This is a genomic window from Flavobacterium sp. 9 (assembly GCF_002754195.1).
Classification (GTDB): domain Bacteria; phylum Bacteroidota; class Bacteroidia; order Flavobacteriales; family Flavobacteriaceae; genus Flavobacterium.
The window spans coordinates 2,591,874-2,607,331 of record NZ_PEEU01000001.1; the positions used below are offsets into that span (position 1 = coordinate 2,591,874).

The window sequence follows — 15,458 nt, forward strand, 5'->3', positions numbered from 1 at the left end:
CTTATTTATTACTAATTTTGATGTGCAAATTTAGTAAAATAAAACAACAATGTTTACAGGAATTATAGAAACCCTAGGAAGGATTCACGAAATACAAAAAGATCAAAGCAATCTTCACATAACTGTTGATTCTTCTATCACAAATGAATTAAAAATTGACCAGAGCGTTTCGCACAACGGAATATGTCTGACGGTTGTAGCAATAAAAGATTCGTTTTATACCGTAACCGCTATTGACGAAACTATTTTGAAAACAAATATTGGAGACTGGAAAACCGGAGATATTGTTAATCTGGAAAGAGGAATGAAGCTTGGAGATCGTCTTGACGGACATATCGTTCAGGGTCACGTAGACCAAACCGGAACCTGTATCAAAATCGAAGAAGCAAACGGAAGCTGGAATTACACCTTTGAATACGACAAAAACCTAAGCAATATCACTATAGAAAAAGGTTCTATAACTGTTAATGGAGTTAGCCTTACGGTGGTAAATTCTAAAACAAATGAATTTAGCGTTTCAATTATTCCTTATACATATGAGCATACTAATTTTAAGGATTTTAAAATTGGAACTAAAATAAACTTAGAATTTGATGTAGTAGGAAAATACATTTCGAGACTTTATTCGATAAACAAATAATTCCCTACAATATTTTTTACATAAAAAAGGCTTCAATTTACATTGAAGCCTTTTTTATTTTATTTCTATATATAAACACCGTTCCCAGAGTTAACCCGGCAATCATCAAAAAAACAAGATTCTGATCAATTGGGGCTCCACCTACAGGCGGTGCAGCATTAGGCTGAACTGTTCCAGATCCGTTACCACTTGGTGGTGGCATATTACTTGGGTCAGCATAAGTAGAATCGACCAATAGCAAAACAGTAGCTAATAAAATAGTTCTTATTACTTTCATAATTATAACATGCTCTCAAACAAGCACAGTGTATTAAGTTAGACTTGGGGTCTTTTGTTGAAATTTCGCACAAAACCATGGTTTACAGCGATATTACTTGACAAATGTATAAGTTTTTTGCACAAATACAATGTTTTAAACAAAAAAAAGCCCCATAAAATTATGAGGCTTTTTGTGGTCCCACCTGGGCTCGAACCAGGGACCACCTGATTATGAGTCAGGTGCTCTAACCAGCTGAGCTATAGGACCGGTTTGAGGATGCAATATTACTACTATTTTTCATTCACTCCAAATATTTTGAGACATGATTTGTATTTAATTTCAAATAATAACTGGTCTCAGCAAAAAATTAATTGATTTTCAATGTCTTATTTAAAAATAAAATTTTCAATTTTCTTTACTGAATTTCCTGACAAAGCTCAACTAAGACTCCATTTGTGTTTTTTGGATGCAAAAAAACAACCAATTTATTATCTGCACCTTTCTTAGGGACTTCATTAATCAATACAAAACCTTCGTTTTTCAATCGTTCAATTTCTGCATATATATCTGTTACATCAAAAGCAATGTGGTGAATTCCTTCTCCTTTTTTTTCTAAAAACTTAGCAATTGGACTTTCCGGATTTGTTGCCATCAAAAGTTCAATTTTATTTGTGCCCGTTTGAAAAAAAGAAGTCAAAACACCTTCACTTTCCACTTTCTCTTCTTTATAGGATGGAACTCCCAAAAGCTTTTCGAACAATACATTTGCATCGTCCATATTTTTTACTGCAATTCCTATATGTTCTATTTTATTTACCATCTCTTTAATTTATATTAAGACACCTTTTTTGCTTATTGATTGATATAAGTATTAAAATAACCACATTCTGCAATTACATCTTGATAATACTTAGTGTCTGAGTATTCTTTTTTCAATGCTTTGAAACCATTCCATGCCGTAAAATTAATTTTATCATCTTCGACACTCCACCAATTCGTCACATTACTATACTTATTATTATAAAATTCGTTTCGTTCGCATTTCGATAATAAATAAACACATTTTGCTTTCTGTTCTTTTGTAGTTGCCGCTTCAAATGCTTTTTGATAATACATTTTTGGAAGATCACAGTTGGTAATCATCTTTTTCATAGAATCTCTGAAAGAATACGGGCTGGAACCATAACCTACAATACTTATTTCGTAAAAAGTTCTGCCGTTTCCAAAATGAGTAATATTATAGAATGCATTTCCTAACAATAAACTATTCGTAAAAACGTCTTCTTTTTGAGCCAATTTATCCTGCATCGCTTTTATAGTAGTTAAAAACTCAAGCTGAGAATATTTCTTTTTCTGATAAGCAGCATGTTCACAATCGTGACAATCCTTAATATTTCCGTTGAACGGATTTCCTAAGAATTGATAATTCTGAACAGAATCTGTTTGCTGAATAAAAGCAATCGCTTCAGGAATCTTATTCTTAAAAGTTGCCTGAACTGCCTGAAAATTATTAATGTCTTTCAATTTTAAACTATAAATTCCGGAAGCAATTTTCTCGATTTCAGTTTTATTTGGCTTAGCCAAAAAAGTTTTCATGTCCAACAAGTTCTTTTCGTTGTCATAGAATGAATTTCCTCCGCTCCAATAATAAGGATTAGAATGAGAATCTCCGCCAAATAATTCAACCATAACAGGATTTCCTTTGGCTTTGTAAAGTGCCGCTAAATAATTCTTGCTCCATGAAACTGCATTTTGATAACGAAACTCCTCCCCTTTGTACGTTTTTGGAATTTCGTAATACAGCCAATTTAAATCTGCCAGAATTGTTTTCTCGTTTTTATCTGTGAGTTTATCAATTTTACTCATATTGTTTACAAAACGAAGCAACCTCAACTGATATGCAGCTAACTCTGTTTTAGGTAAAGTTTTTTCGGCTTTGTCAAAATTAGTGTCTGCATTTGTAAAATCCCCTTTTAATGTTTGTAGATATCCCAATGAAATATCCCATAAATAAGGTTTGTCTGCATTTCCTGCAGCAGCAATTTTTGCAACTAAATCAAATGCTTTTTTATCAAATTTAGCTTGATTTTCAGCTCTGTTCTCAGCAACAGTCTGACTAACAGAAGGCGAACTATAATCATCCGGCTTTGTTTTTACGGCAAACGAATTATTAATATTCTGTTCTTGTTTATTAATCAATCTTGTCAGCAAATAATTTAAATGTTCGCTTTTAGGATCTAATTCGTAGATTTTTTCAATTGCTTGTCTTTCATCTTTATAATATCCATGAACTGCCCAAAGTGCCGCTTTTTCTTTATTGTTTTTTGCCATAGCCAAAGACTTAGTCCAATCGGCTTCATTTTTTGGATGAAAACTATAAGCCGTAACAACTCTCATTTCCGGACATTTATCAAAAACCAAAGCATACAAATAATTCGAAGTTGCATACTTTTTTTGCTGGTAATTAATTCCCGCTACATATGCTAATGCACGATAATACAAAGTATTCTTGGCAACTGAATTCTCTGTTTTATTAAAAAACAAAATCGCTTTCTGTTTGTTATTGCTATAAAAATAAGCCTTCATAGTCAAGAACCAATATCTGTTTTTCAGGAATGAATCTGATGTTGTATTGTAAACATTTTCGATCGACTGAATCATCTTCAAATCCTTAAAAGTTTTTGCAACAACCGGATCATAACTCCAATAATCGTCTCCTATTGAAACCGTTTCTATCTTTTGAGCCAAATACAAAAACTCTACAAAACTTTTTACTTTAGGATCTTTCAAACTTATTTTCTTTCCCCATTTTAAAGAAGTCTGATTCTCTTTTTTGGTTTTATAAAAGCCATGAAGTTGCGTAATTTCGGTTTTGTTTGCAAAAGTTTTGTCTTTATTCGCATAATAATCCTTGATTTCATCTCCAATCAAAAAATAATTTACCGTTGCAGCATCTACTTTGCCTTTTAAGTAATTTTGCCAATCTGATTTTATGTCTTCATTAAATCTGGAATTGTGTTGTGTATCAAATCCAATTCCGTAAAAAATAGCGCCTGACAAGAAAAGCGGCGAATATGATTTATCTGCAAATGTTTCTGGAGTAAAATTCGAATTATAACCAAAATAATCCCAATCGTCACCATCGGCGCAAGCATAAATTATTCCGCAAACAGACAGTAAAGCAACGCTAGAAACAAGAAATAACTTGCTCAAAAATATTCTTTTCATAGTTTTTTAAATTGAATTCGTCTAAATCGTAAAATATAATTTCTTTTGGTTTTTGAGCCAGATTCTCGTCCAATTCACCTGCCATTTCAAACAGATCTTCTGGCGAAATTGCTTCTATTTTCAGTAAATCATTCTCTTCATAAAATATACCATTTTTATAATTCGATTGTTTTACTTTAAAGAAAACAGCATTTATCTGCTCAAAATTTTGATCTTTTTTAAGTTCACTCTCGTTTATTTTAGAACGCAAACCAATTACTTTTTGATTCCTGATATGAACTCCCCAGGAATATATTGGCAAAGCCAAATCGAGATGCAACGGATATTTCTTTAGACTTTTAAGATAACGATCTGCGATTTTTTTATTGTAGATCGAGTTCAAAGAATCCGGAGCGATTGTCCCCATATTATAATACATTAAAACTCCGGAATCAACGTTGGGGATTTTTGTCTTCTTGAAATATTTCACTTGATGCAAGCGAATTGTAGCCGAAAGTTTCTTGTGCGAAAGTTTCTTAAATCGTTCAATAAACTTGAGATAATTCTCTTTGCTATTTAGGCTCCAATCGCAATCAATTTGAATTTCATTGCATTGAATTTTATTTGCAGAATTTATCTTTTCAACTAATGAAAAAGTTTTTTGCGCTAAATCATCAATATCTAAATCAGGCGACAACATGACTTTGTTTTGTATAAAAACGACTGGAACAATATTAAAATTATTCACGTTTTGCTGAAAACGAATTGGACTGAGCGGAATTGGCTGTTGATTTTCGGGATTTAAACTAATATCAAAATACCGTATATATAGTTTCCTGACATTATTATCCTTTAGAATTTCGGTTTCTTTTTCGGATAGTTTAAAGATGGTTTTCCAATAATAAAAGGCAATTATTGGTTTCTCGTTTTTACCGCAAGCTATCAGTAAAAAAACTAATAAGGACCAGAAAAACCTTTTTATCAAAACTAAGAGAAATTAAATTTAAGCTCAAAAGTAAGAAATTATATCATTCTGACGATTTCAAATTCAAAAAAACAGCACAACCGCACTGCTAAATATCCTAATAAATGGATAAAAAGTTTCAATTAAAGCAAATATAATCGTTATTTTGTGCAATCAAATTCAAATTAATTATGTTGAAAAACAACTTTAAATATATTCCTTTTTTACTGCTATTTTTAATGATGAGTTGTGCCAAAAGAGGCAGCATTACCGGTGGATTAAAAGATACTTTGCCACCTGTTTTGACAAGAAGCACACCAAAAAATTACAGTACAGACTTTAAGGGAGATCAATTCGTATTGGAGTTTGATGAATTTGTAAAACTTAAAAACCTCAACAAACAGCTGATCATTTCACCACCAATGAAACAGGAGCCGCTGATTTTTCCAACATCTGTAAGCAAAATTATCACGGTAAAAATCAAAGATACTTTACAGCCAAATACGACTTACAGTTTTAATTTTGGTCAAAGTCTTGCAGACAATAACGAAGGAAATGCCTTAAATCAATTTAAGTATGTTTTCTCTACGGGTCCTTATATTGATTCGCTTTCGCTTAGCGGAAAAATTAAAGATTCATATAATAAAAATGTTGACAATTTTGTATCCGTAATGCTTTATGAAGCAAATGACAAATACAAGGATTCTGTTATTTACAAGGATCTTCCAAGATATATTACAAATACTCTGGATAGTATGCGTGTTTTTAAATTAGAAAATTTAAAAGCCGGAAAATATTTATTGGTTGCCATGAAAGACAAAGGCGGTAACAATAAATTTAATCCAAAAGATGACAAAATAGGATTCATAAAACATTTTATTACGATCCCAAATGATACTGTTTTTGAATTGGAATTATTCAAGGAAACGCTTCCGCTAAAAATGCTTAAACCTATTCAGGCTTCCGGAAACAGGCTTCTTCTTCCGTATGAAGGAAAACAAAATATAAAACTTCTGAAACCTAAAATTGTATTACGAAACAATACTGAAGTTCTGGAATCTATCGTAACGCAATTTCCTAAAAAAGACTCTTTGCAGGTTTGGTATAAACCAATCAAAGTTGATTCGCTAAATCTACAAGTTACTGCAGGGAATTACGACAAGAAATTTTCTTTTAAGATTAAGGATCAGAAAAAGGACACTTTGAATATTATTGCATTACAAAACGGAACAATACATTTTAGAGATCGATTTACGTTAGAAAGCGCCACTCCGTTAGTGAAATTTGATAAGTCAAAAATCAAATTGATTAACAAGGATTCTACAGCTGTTGATTTTACTACTGAATATGACGAATTCGAACAAAAACTTTATGTAGATTTCAAGAAATTGCCTTTGGAAAAGTATCATTTTCAATTTTTACCAGGCGCTTTAACGGACTTCTATGACAAAACAAATGATACTTTATCGTATAAATTAACGACAAAAGAACTTGAAGATTACGGAAATATAGTTTTGAATTTAAAGAATATAAAACGATTTCCTATAATTGTTGAATTGACCAATAAAAAAGGAGATGTGGTTCTTGCGAGCCAATATTCTGAAAAAGAAACAAGATTTGTATTTGATCTTGTTGAACCTAACTCATTTACTGTAAGAGTTATTTACGACGATAATAAAAATAAAATATACGATGCCGGAAACTTTTTAAAGAAAGAGTACGCTGAGGAAGTCAACTATTATCAGGAAGAATTTGATGTCAGGGCAAATTGGGATCGGGAAGAAACTGTTGATTTAAGTATTCAGTACAATCCTGAAGTCGAGAAAAAACAAGACGCCAAAAAGAAAAAAGAGGAAGAGAAAAAGCGAAAAGCTTTCTAATTAAAAAAAACTTAACTTTTATCGTAGTACAAAATAAAAAACCTCGAAATTTTTATATTTCGAGGTTTTTTTATGAGAAGCTATTACTGACAAACTTTAGTAAAATTCCCTGCTCCACAAACAGAAGTTGCAACGCTATTTGCATTCGAGAAAACCGTGGTACCAGTTTGTCCCGCTGAAGCTCCGGCACTACAAGTCCATTTGCAATATACAAGAACAGGACCACCACCACCAGTATCATCACCAGGATTTTCTAGAGGAACAGTTCCTCCAAAGGTATTTTTCAATTCATTTACTGTAAGCGAACTAATAGTGTTCGATAGAAGCATTTCTTTAATCTTTTTCATGGGTTTGTTTAAATGTTAATTAATAGGTTTAAATGTTTTTCATAATATTTTTCTAATCCGCCACGTGCACTTGGTTTCTTTTAAGAAAAAAATGACAAAATAACTTCAATAAAAATAGTGATTTTATTAATTAACTATTGTGATATAACAAAAATTTAAGAAAAAACATACATCAAAGAAGTATCCTACTACTAGTAGAATTTGATGTCCATTTCAATTAGTATTGAAAAAAAACCATTGACTTAAGAATACAATCCTGAAGTCGAGAAAAAACAAGATGCTAAAAAGAAAAAAGACGAAGAGAAAAAGCAAAAAACTTTCTAGATCTTAATCTCAAAAAAATCTTTATCGCTCAAAAAATCGAGTTTTTTTCGAGTTTCCAACATTACATTTTTATCCAATTCGACCACAAAAACACCTGCTGTTTCTTGTGGCTGAAGAATGTAGTTTCCTAAAAAGTCTACAACTTGCGAATGTCCAATATGTTCGTAATTGTTAGCATCCAAACCTATTCTGTTTACTCCAACTACATAACTTAAGTTTTCGATTGCGCGGGCTTTTAGCAAAGAATCCCAAGCATTTGTTCTGACTTTTGGCCAATTGGCAACGTATAAAAGCAAATCGTAATTTTCGACATTTCGAGCAAAAACAGGAAATCTCAAGTCGTAACAAATCTGCAGACAAATCTTCCAGTCTAAATAATCAACGATTACTTTTTGAGTTCCGGAAGTGTAAAATTGATTTTCGCCTGCGAGCGAAAACAAATGTCGCTTGTCATAATACTGCATTTCGCCTGACGGAAAAACAAATAACATTCGGTTGTAATAATTGCCGTTTTCTGTAATTATCAAACTTCCCGTCAAGGCACAGTTTTTCTGCTTTGCGATAGATTGCATCCATAGAACTGTTTCTCCTTGCATGGTTTCGGCAACTTCTGAAGCGTTCATGGTAAATCCTGTCGAAAACATCTCAGGAAGAACAATCAAATTTGTACTTGAATCGATTTGATTTACAATCGATTCGAAGTTTTTTTTGTTCTGAGAAGCATCTTCCCAATATAGATCTGATTGAATAAGTGCAATTTTCATATTTCAAAAATACGAATTTTAAGATTAAAATAGATTTTTCCAAAAAAACGAATTTCTGCAAAAATTTCTCAAAAAACGGCTAGAAAGCGCATTTTTTTTGGATTACAAAAATACTTCAGGAAAAAATATTGCAAAAAAAATGCATTTTGTGCAAAAAAAATGCAAGCATTTAAAATAAATATTTATATTTGATCGCCAATAAAAACCAAAAAAAACATGAAAACCAAAGTATTATGAAAACAAAGCTAATTTCATTAGTGTTTATTGGGGGAGTGATTTTCTCAGCAAACGCAAAAGAGGTTGCAATTACCAAGCACCTTTTTGAACAAAAAAGCAGTCAGATTGAAGTTACTGGTCAGATTATAGGTCAGGACGATGGAATGCCAATTGCCGGAGCTACTATTTATGCAGAAAGTAATAGTAAAATAGCAACAATTTCTGATGAGAACGGAAGATTCAAATTAAATGTTCCTGAAAACGAAAGTCATGTTGTGATATCCTACATGGGTTATCAAACTACAAATTTCCCCTTAATCCAAACTACAAATTTAACTATAAGACTAAAACCAGCTGAAAATGTTCTGGATCAGGTTTTAGTAACTGCATTGGGAGTTAAAAAAACCAGCAAAGCAATCTCGTACGCTGTAACAGAACTTAAAGGAACTGAATTTACAAAGGCAAAAGAAACGAATATTGCTAATGCTTTGGTTGGAAAAATTGCAGGTGTAAACGTGAGCAGTACTGCAACAGGACCAAACGGATCAACGAGAGTTGTAATTCGTGGTAATGGTTCCTTAAATGGAAACAACCAACCGATGTATGTTGTAAATGATTTACCAATTGACAATACTCAGCTTAACCTACCGGGTATTGGAAATGGCCCTGGATCTACAAGAATCAACGTCGATCGAGGCGACGGAACTTCTGTGATAAATCCTGATGATATTAAAACAATTACAGTATTAAAAGGAGGTACAGCGGCGGCTCTTTATGGCGCAAATGCTGCAAATGGTGTTATTTTAATTCAAACTAAAAGAGGTGCGGCTCAAAAAGGAATTGGAGTAGAATACAATACTTCATTTACTTTTGAAGCGCCATCGATCATACCAGATTGGCAGTATGAATACGGTTCTGGAGCAAACGGAAAAAAACCAACGACTCAAGCCGAAGCAGTTGCCGCAGGACGCTGGTCTTGGGGAGCAAAAATGGATGGAACAAATGTTATTCAGTTTGACGGTGTTGCAAGACCTTACGTAGCACAAAAAAATAACATCAAGAATTTTTACGAAACAGGAACAACATTCATAAACTCTATCGCTTTGTCTGGAGGAACTGAAAAGGCTACAGGACGTCTTTCGTTCTCTAATACAGACAATCAAGGAGTTGTACCAAATTCTGATTTTAATCGCAAAAGCCTTAACATCGCCAGTAATGTTAACATGACAGATTGGTTAAAATTTGATGTTGTAGCACAATATAATGTAGAGAAATCAAACAATAGAGTTACAGTTTCTGATGCTGAAGCTAACCCAAACTGGGGAACTTACATGATTGCCAATACCGTTGATATCCGAAATCTTGCCCCAGGTTATGATGCAAATGGTGTTGAAGAAGCATGGAATCCAGTTGCAGTGGCAACAAATCCTTATTTTGTTGTAAATAAAATTAAAAATAGCGATACCAAAAACCGTTTTCTTGGAATGATAAACGTAAAATTGAACTTTACGCCTGACTTATTCCTTCAAGGTAGAATTGGACAAGATTTTACGAATTATGATTTCTTTGGATACATCCCAAAAACAACTTTAAATAACCCAATCGGATATGCACAAGGTTCAAGAGTTAAATTATCGAATCTGAACTCAGAAGCAATTCTTAATTATACTAAGAAAAACATCTACAAAGATTTCTCTTTAAACGCTTTACTTGGTGTAAACACGCGAACTACTTTGAGAGACGAAACAAGAGTTGAAGGCTCTGGTTTTGTATTGGATGATTTCTACGCTTTAACCAATTTATCTACTTTGACTTATAGTTATCCTTACGGAAAAACAAAAACAAACTCTGTTTATGGAGCTGTAGATTTAGATTATAAAAATGTAGTGTTTTTAAACTTTACAGGACGTCAGGATTGGTTTTCGACGCTTTCAAAAGATAACAATACGGTATTTTATCCGTCTGTTGGAACAAGTATTATCGTTTCAGACATCTTGAAAATGCCAGAATTTGTTTCATTTGCTAAACTAAGAACATCTTGGGCTCAGGTTGGTGGCGCAACACCAGATCCTTACGCATTAAATCAATCTTACTCGATGGTTCAAGGCGGACATAATGGTCAACAATTACAAACACCAACAGGTTCGAGAGTTCCAAATGCTACTTTAAGTCCTCTAACTTCTACAACATTTGAGATTGGAACTGACTTAGGATTCTTTAATAATCGTTTAAATCTTGATTTTGCATATTATAACCGTGCAACAACAAATGATATTGTCGAAACTACAATTTCAAATGCTTCAGGAGCTAGTACTGCTTTATTAAATCTTGGAAAGATGAGAAATAAAGGAGTTGAGTTTTTACTAAGCGGAAAAATCATTAATTCAGAAAATTTCTCTTGGGATGCAAGTTTCAACGGGTCTTACAACAAAAACACTGTCGAAGCACTTACAGATCAATTGAACTCAATTACGATGGCAACTTCTGTAAACGGATATGTTACAATCACCAGTGATGTTGGCCGTCCTTACAGTATCATAAAAGGCTACAAACCTCTTAAAGATGCAAGCGGAAATACGGTTTATAATGTAAGCGGTGGATCTGCAACTATTGCAAGAGGTCCGCTGGAAGAATTAGGTCAGGGAGTTCATCCTTGGGCAGCAGGTATCAGCAATGATTTCAAATACAAAAACATATCATTCAGCTTCCTGATTGACGGTAAATTTGGCGGAAGCTTATATTCTGGAACTGATTTGTACGGAACTCGTATGGGTTTAACAAAACTAACATTGGATGGTCGTGAATCTGGCTTGCCTATTAAAGGTGTTGACACAAACGGAAATCCTGTTGATATGGTTATTGCTCCGGAAAACCTTAGAACCTATTATGATGGTTTAAGAAATATTTCATCAACTTTTGTTTACGATGCAAGTTTTATAAAACTAAGACAAGTAATTATTGGATATCAATTACCACTTGAAAAATTAAAAGGATTATCAAAACTTCAGGGAGCTTCGATTTCATTTGTAGCAAGAAACTTATTCATTCTTTATAAGAAAACTCCAAACGTAGATCCGGAATCTGTATTTAGTGCTGGAAATGCTCAAGGTGTAGAACAATTTGGAGTGCCAAAAACCAGAAGTTTCGGTTTAAGTTTAAATGTCAAATTTTAAACTCGCTTAATTAATTTTTAAATTACAAAGACATGAAAAAGATAACCATATTATACATAACAGGTATACTTTTAGGAAGTATGACTGCCTGTACAAAAGATTTCGAAGAAATCAACACAAATCCTAATGTTGTTGAAAAACCAAATCCTAATTTTCTTTTCAGCCGAGCACAATTGGATGGTTTAAACAACAATTACTTTTTTACTAATATCCTTGAATGTGGAGGAATGCTGCAACATTATGCTACGTATAAAGAAGCTTCTGGTGTGGGAGATAAATATTTGAGTAATGAAGTTTATTATTCTGCTTATTTCAATCAGATATATCCAACAGCATTAAACGAAACTCAAATCGTAATTGATGCCGTAAAAGACAATGCAAACGATAGTAATAAACTAAATATTGCCAGAATCTGGAAAGCATATTTGTATCATAGAATTACAGATTTATACGGAGACATTCCTTATTCTGAAGCTGCAAAAGCAAATAGTACACAAGTATTTCTTCCAAAATATGATACTCAGGAATTCATATACAAAGATTTATTGAAAGAACTTGACGAAGCTGCAACAGCATTAGATCCAGCGAAACCAAGTTTTGGTAAAGCCGATTTTATCTATGACGGAGATGTTGCAAAATGGAAAAAATTCTCTTATTCTTTAATGCTTCGTTTAGGATTAAGATTAAGTAAAGTTGATGCCGCTCTATCAAAAACATGGGTTACAAAAGCAATTGCCGGAGGAGTTATCCTTAACGGAACTGACAATGCAATCATGAAATATACAGATGGTCCAAATGATTTTAACAGAAACCCTGTTGGTTTTGACGCCAGAAGACAAGATTTCACAAATGGATCATACGGTCAAAAAAATGTTGAAGGCGGAAAATTAGCTAAGACATTCATCGATTTATTAAAAAATACTGCCGATCCAAGAATTAGTGTTTATGCAGGAGTTTGGGAAGGTACAACACAAAATACAAGTGCAGCGGTTCAAAAAGGTTTTCCTAACGGAACTAAAAATGCTCCAACACCAATTGAACAAGCAACTTATTCTGAGCCTAATCAAAGTACTATTTTTAAATACGATGCGCCACTTGTTCTTTTAAGCAATGCCGAAACTAATTTATATCTAGCCGAAGCCGCCGTAAGAGGATGGTATTCTGGCGAAACAGATAAAGATCTATATGAAAAAGGTGTAAAAGCTTCTTTCTTAAACATGGGGATTTACGGATCGACTTATGCAATTTCGGACGCAACACCATATTTAACTGCAAATCCATATAATGCAGCAGGATCTTTTGAAGCTAAAATGAATCAGATTCACACTCAGGTTTATGTTGCTTTATTTGTAGACGAACAAGAAATTTATGCCAACTGGAGAAGAACCGGTTATCCAGTTTTGGTTCCGGTAAATTTTCCTGGAAACGTTACAAACGGCACAATCCCAAGACGTTTGAAATATTCAACAAGTGAATATTCAGTGAATTCAACTAACTTAGCTGAAGCAGTTAAACGCCAGGGCGAAGATAGTTTTACAACAAAAATCTGGTGGGATAAATAAAATATGAAACAAGAGTTAAAATGTGCCTTTAGGCACTTAATGTTGGTAGTTATAAAGTTTCAAATTCGTTCGCGTGCCGTAGGTACGCAACAAAACGATAACTATTGCGTACCTACGGCACGCTAGATATTGTGACTTATGTTTTTACCAATATTAAGTGTCTAACGACACAAATTAAAACTCTTAATACAAAAGATAAATGAGCATTTTAATTCTTACGGCATGCATTGCGTTTTTAATCATTCAGATAGCTTGGCTTAAAATCAATCCGTTTATTGCCTTTATCATAACAGCTTTATTAGCAGGTTTATTTTTAGGCCTGCCAATAGAAACTTTATCTCAAACCGTACAAAAAGGTTTGGGCGAAATGTTAGGATCTATCACTTTGATTATTGTTTTCGGAACCTGTATTGGTAAACTCACCGTTTCATCAGGCGCCGCCAATGTCATTGCCAAAACAGTTATGGGATGGACGGGTAAAAAATATGTTCGTCTTGGCTTAATGATTACCGGATTTATTGTTGGGATACCTCTATTTTATAGTGTTGGATTTGTTTTGTTAGTTCCATTAATCTTTTCAGTAGCCCATCAATTTAAGCTTTCAAAAGTATATCTCGGTATTCCAATGCTGGCGTCGCTTTCAGTAGCACACGGTTTTTTGCCTCCACATCCGTCTCCAATGGCTTTAAGCAGTATTTTAAAAGCTGATATTGGACTCGTTTTAGTCTACGGAATCATCATTGCGATTCCAACAATTTTTATTGCAGGTTTATTGTTTTCGAATTTATTAAAAAACATCAAAACCGAATCGGATCATGAAATTCTGAATGTCGAAGAAATCATAAACGAAGGAAAACAACCTAGTTTTTCATTGAGTTTATTCTCCGCTTTATTTCCGGTTTTTGGATTAACAATTACTTCGATATTACCAATGATTTCGAAAAATGAAACTCTGGTGAATATCTGCAAAACAGTTGGAGAACCAAGTATGATTATGCTGATTTCTCTATTAATCTGTACGTATACATTAGGAATCAGAATGAACAGAAGCATCACATCAGTAATGGACGATTATGCCGTTGCCATAAAAGATGTTGCTTTAATTGTTTTAATTGTTGGAGGAGCCGGTGGTTTAAAAGAAGTTATGATTGTAAGCGGTGTAAACGAAACTATTGTAGCATCATTAACACAAACAAACATTCATCCATATTTATTGGCCTGGATGATGGCGGCAATCATACGCGTTTGTGTAGGTTCTGCTACAGCAGCCGGATTAATGACTGCGAGCGTTTTATTACCTTTGTTACAAACTACCGGCCTCGATCCCAATCTGTTAGTTCTGTCTGTTGGAGCCGGAAGCTTAATGTGCTCACACGTAAACGATCCAAGTTTTTGGATGTTCAAAGAATATTTTAATATCAGCCTGAAAGATACATTCAAATCATGGACCGTCATGGAATCTCTAGTATCTGTTTTAGGAATCATTTTCGTTTTTATTTTAAACTCTATAATACATTAATATCATGAATTTATTACCACAAGAAAAATTTGAAACATTAGGCTTATCATTACCTCCGGCGCCGCAGCCACTTGGTATTTATAAACCTTATTTAGTTGATGGTAAATATTTATACCTTTCAGGTCATGGACCTGTTAATGACGACAAATCCCTAATCATTGGCCGAATTGGCGATGACATGGATATCGAAGAAGGAAAATTAGCAGCAAGACAAGTCGGATTAACAATGCTTTCTACAATTGTAACCAATTTTGGAAGCCTGAATAAAGTAAAACGTGTTATAAAAGTTTTAGGAATGGTCAATTGTAATGGCGAATTCTTGAGACATCCGTACGTAATAAACGGTTGTAGCGAATTGTTTGCTGAAGTTTGGGGACAAGAAAACGGAATTGGAGTAAGAAGCGCCGTAGGAATGGGTTCTTTACCGGACAATATTCCTGTTGAAGTTGAAGCCGTTTTCGAATTATTTTAGATTAAAGAATTTAGCCCACGGGTTTTACGGATTAAACAGGTTCGCACAGATTTTTTTTAACACATAGAAACATAGATTTTTTACTTGTAAACTAGAAGGAAGTAAAAAAAAGCCAGCTTTCACACATAGCT

The 15,458-nt window shown here is 33.5% G+C and carries 12 protein-coding genes and 1 tRNA gene; 6 read left to right on the plus strand and 7 right to left on the minus strand.

Going from position 1 to position 15,458, the window contains the following annotated elements:
* The first annotated feature begins 49 nt into the window (after window positions 1-49).
* Window positions 50-640, plus strand: a complete 591-nt coding sequence (locus tag CLU81_RS10595) for a riboflavin synthase (protein ID WP_099709769.1) — start codon at window positions 50-52, stop codon at window positions 638-640.
* A gap of 37 nt (window positions 641-677) precedes the next feature.
* Here CLU81_RS10595 and CLU81_RS10600 read toward each other — a convergent pair whose 3' ends face one another.
* The 5 genes from CLU81_RS10600 to CLU81_RS10620 all read right to left on the minus strand — a co-directional run bounded on the left by CLU81_RS10600 (window position 678) and on the right by CLU81_RS10620 (window position 5,091).
* On the minus strand, window positions 678-917 hold the full coding sequence (locus tag CLU81_RS10600; RefSeq protein WP_099709770.1) for a hypothetical protein: 240 nt from the start codon (window positions 915-917) through the stop codon (window positions 678-680).
* Between the two features lie 175 nt (window positions 918-1,092).
* Window positions 1,093-1,166: transfer RNA gene (locus tag CLU81_RS10605), tRNA-Ile, on the minus strand.
* A gap of 148 nt (window positions 1,167-1,314) precedes the next feature.
* Complete coding sequence (mce, locus tag CLU81_RS10610; RefSeq protein ID WP_099709771.1) at window positions 1,315-1,719, minus strand: methylmalonyl-CoA epimerase; 405 nt, start codon at window positions 1,717-1,719, stop codon at window positions 1,315-1,317.
* Window positions 1,720-1,751: 32 nt separating this feature from the next.
* Window positions 1,752-4,127: a hypothetical protein gene (locus CLU81_RS10615; protein WP_099709772.1), complete on the minus strand. Its 2,376-nt coding sequence runs from the start codon at window positions 4,125-4,127 to the stop codon at window positions 1,752-1,754.
* Window positions 4,087-5,091, minus strand: a complete 1,005-nt coding sequence (locus CLU81_RS10620; protein WP_099709773.1) for a hypothetical protein — start codon at window positions 5,089-5,091, stop codon at window positions 4,087-4,089. Before CLU81_RS10620 ends, CLU81_RS10615 begins: the two co-directional genes overlap by 41 nt.
* A 170-nt stretch (window positions 5,092-5,261) precedes the next feature.
* Between CLU81_RS10620 and CLU81_RS10625 the strand changes: the two genes are divergently transcribed.
* A complete protein-coding gene (locus CLU81_RS10625; RefSeq protein WP_099709774.1) occupies window positions 5,262-6,950 on the plus strand; it encodes an Ig-like domain-containing protein in 1,689 nt (562 codons plus the stop codon).
* Between the two features lie 83 nt (window positions 6,951-7,033).
* Here the strand turns inward: CLU81_RS10625 and CLU81_RS10630 are convergent, their stop codons facing one another.
* Window positions 7,034-7,297, minus strand: coding sequence for a hypothetical protein (locus tag CLU81_RS10630; RefSeq protein ID WP_099709775.1), 264 nt, complete (start codon window positions 7,295-7,297; stop codon window positions 7,034-7,036).
* 320 nt (window positions 7,298-7,617) lie between these two features.
* A complete protein-coding gene (locus CLU81_RS10635) occupies window positions 7,618-8,385 on the minus strand; it encodes a nitrilase family protein (RefSeq protein ID WP_099709776.1) in 768 nt (255 codons plus the stop codon).
* A gap of 233 nt (window positions 8,386-8,618) precedes the next feature.
* On the opposite strand from CLU81_RS10635, the gene CLU81_RS10640 reads away from it, so the two are divergent.
* The 4 genes from CLU81_RS10640 to CLU81_RS10655 all read left to right on the plus strand — a co-directional run bounded on the left by CLU81_RS10640 (window position 8,619) and on the right by CLU81_RS10655 (window position 15,327).
* Window positions 8,619-11,774, plus strand: a complete 3,156-nt coding sequence (locus CLU81_RS10640; protein WP_099712722.1) for a SusC/RagA family TonB-linked outer membrane protein — start codon at window positions 8,619-8,621, stop codon at window positions 11,772-11,774.
* A gap of 32 nt (window positions 11,775-11,806) precedes the next feature.
* On the plus strand, window positions 11,807-13,336 hold the full coding sequence (locus CLU81_RS10645) for a SusD/RagB family nutrient-binding outer membrane lipoprotein (RefSeq protein WP_099709777.1): 1,530 nt from the start codon (window positions 11,807-11,809) through the stop codon (window positions 13,334-13,336).
* Window positions 13,337-13,535: 199 nt separating this feature from the next.
* The gene (locus CLU81_RS10650; RefSeq protein WP_099709778.1) at window positions 13,536-14,855 is read left to right on the plus strand and encodes a GntP family permease; all 1,320 of its coding nucleotides are present in this window, start codon (window positions 13,536-13,538) and stop codon (window positions 14,853-14,855) included.
* 4 nt (window positions 14,856-14,859) lie between these two features.
* Window positions 14,860-15,327 (plus strand): RidA family protein, encoded by a 468-nt coding sequence (locus tag CLU81_RS10655; RefSeq protein WP_055093883.1) that lies wholly within the window; start codon window positions 14,860-14,862, stop codon window positions 15,325-15,327.
* The last annotated feature ends 131 nt before the right edge of the window (window positions 15,328-15,458 follow it).

Coding starts and splice junctions, on each gene's coding strand:
- CLU81_RS10595 (WP_099709769.1), top strand. CDS start 50: ATGTTTACAGGAATTATAGAAACCCTAGGAAGGATTCACGAAATACAA.
- CLU81_RS10600 (WP_099709770.1), bottom strand. CDS start 917: ATGAAAGTAATAAGAACTATTTTATTAGCTACTGTTTTGCTATTGGTC.
- mce (WP_099709771.1), bottom strand. CDS start 1,719: ATGGTAAATAAAATAGAACATATAGGAATTGCAGTAAAAAATATGGAC.
- CLU81_RS10615 (WP_099709772.1), bottom strand. CDS start 4,127: ATGAAAAGAATATTTTTGAGCAAGTTATTTCTTGTTTCTAGCGTTGCT.
- CLU81_RS10625 (WP_099709774.1), top strand. CDS start 5,262: ATGTTGAAAAACAACTTTAAATATATTCCTTTTTTACTGCTATTTTTA.
- CLU81_RS10630 (WP_099709775.1), bottom strand. CDS start 7,297: ATGAAAAAGATTAAAGAAATGCTTCTATCGAACACTATTAGTTCGCTT.
- CLU81_RS10635 (WP_099709776.1), bottom strand. CDS start 8,385: ATGAAAATTGCACTTATTCAATCAGATCTATATTGGGAAGATGCTTCT.
- CLU81_RS10640 (WP_099712722.1), top strand. CDS start 8,619: ATGAAAACAAAGCTAATTTCATTAGTGTTTATTGGGGGAGTGATTTTC.
- CLU81_RS10645 (WP_099709777.1), top strand. CDS start 11,807: ATGAAAAAGATAACCATATTATACATAACAGGTATACTTTTAGGAAGT.
- CLU81_RS10650 (WP_099709778.1), top strand. CDS start 13,536: ATGAGCATTTTAATTCTTACGGCATGCATTGCGTTTTTAATCATTCAG.
- CLU81_RS10655 (WP_055093883.1), top strand. CDS start 14,860: ATGAATTTATTACCACAAGAAAAATTTGAAACATTAGGCTTATCATTA.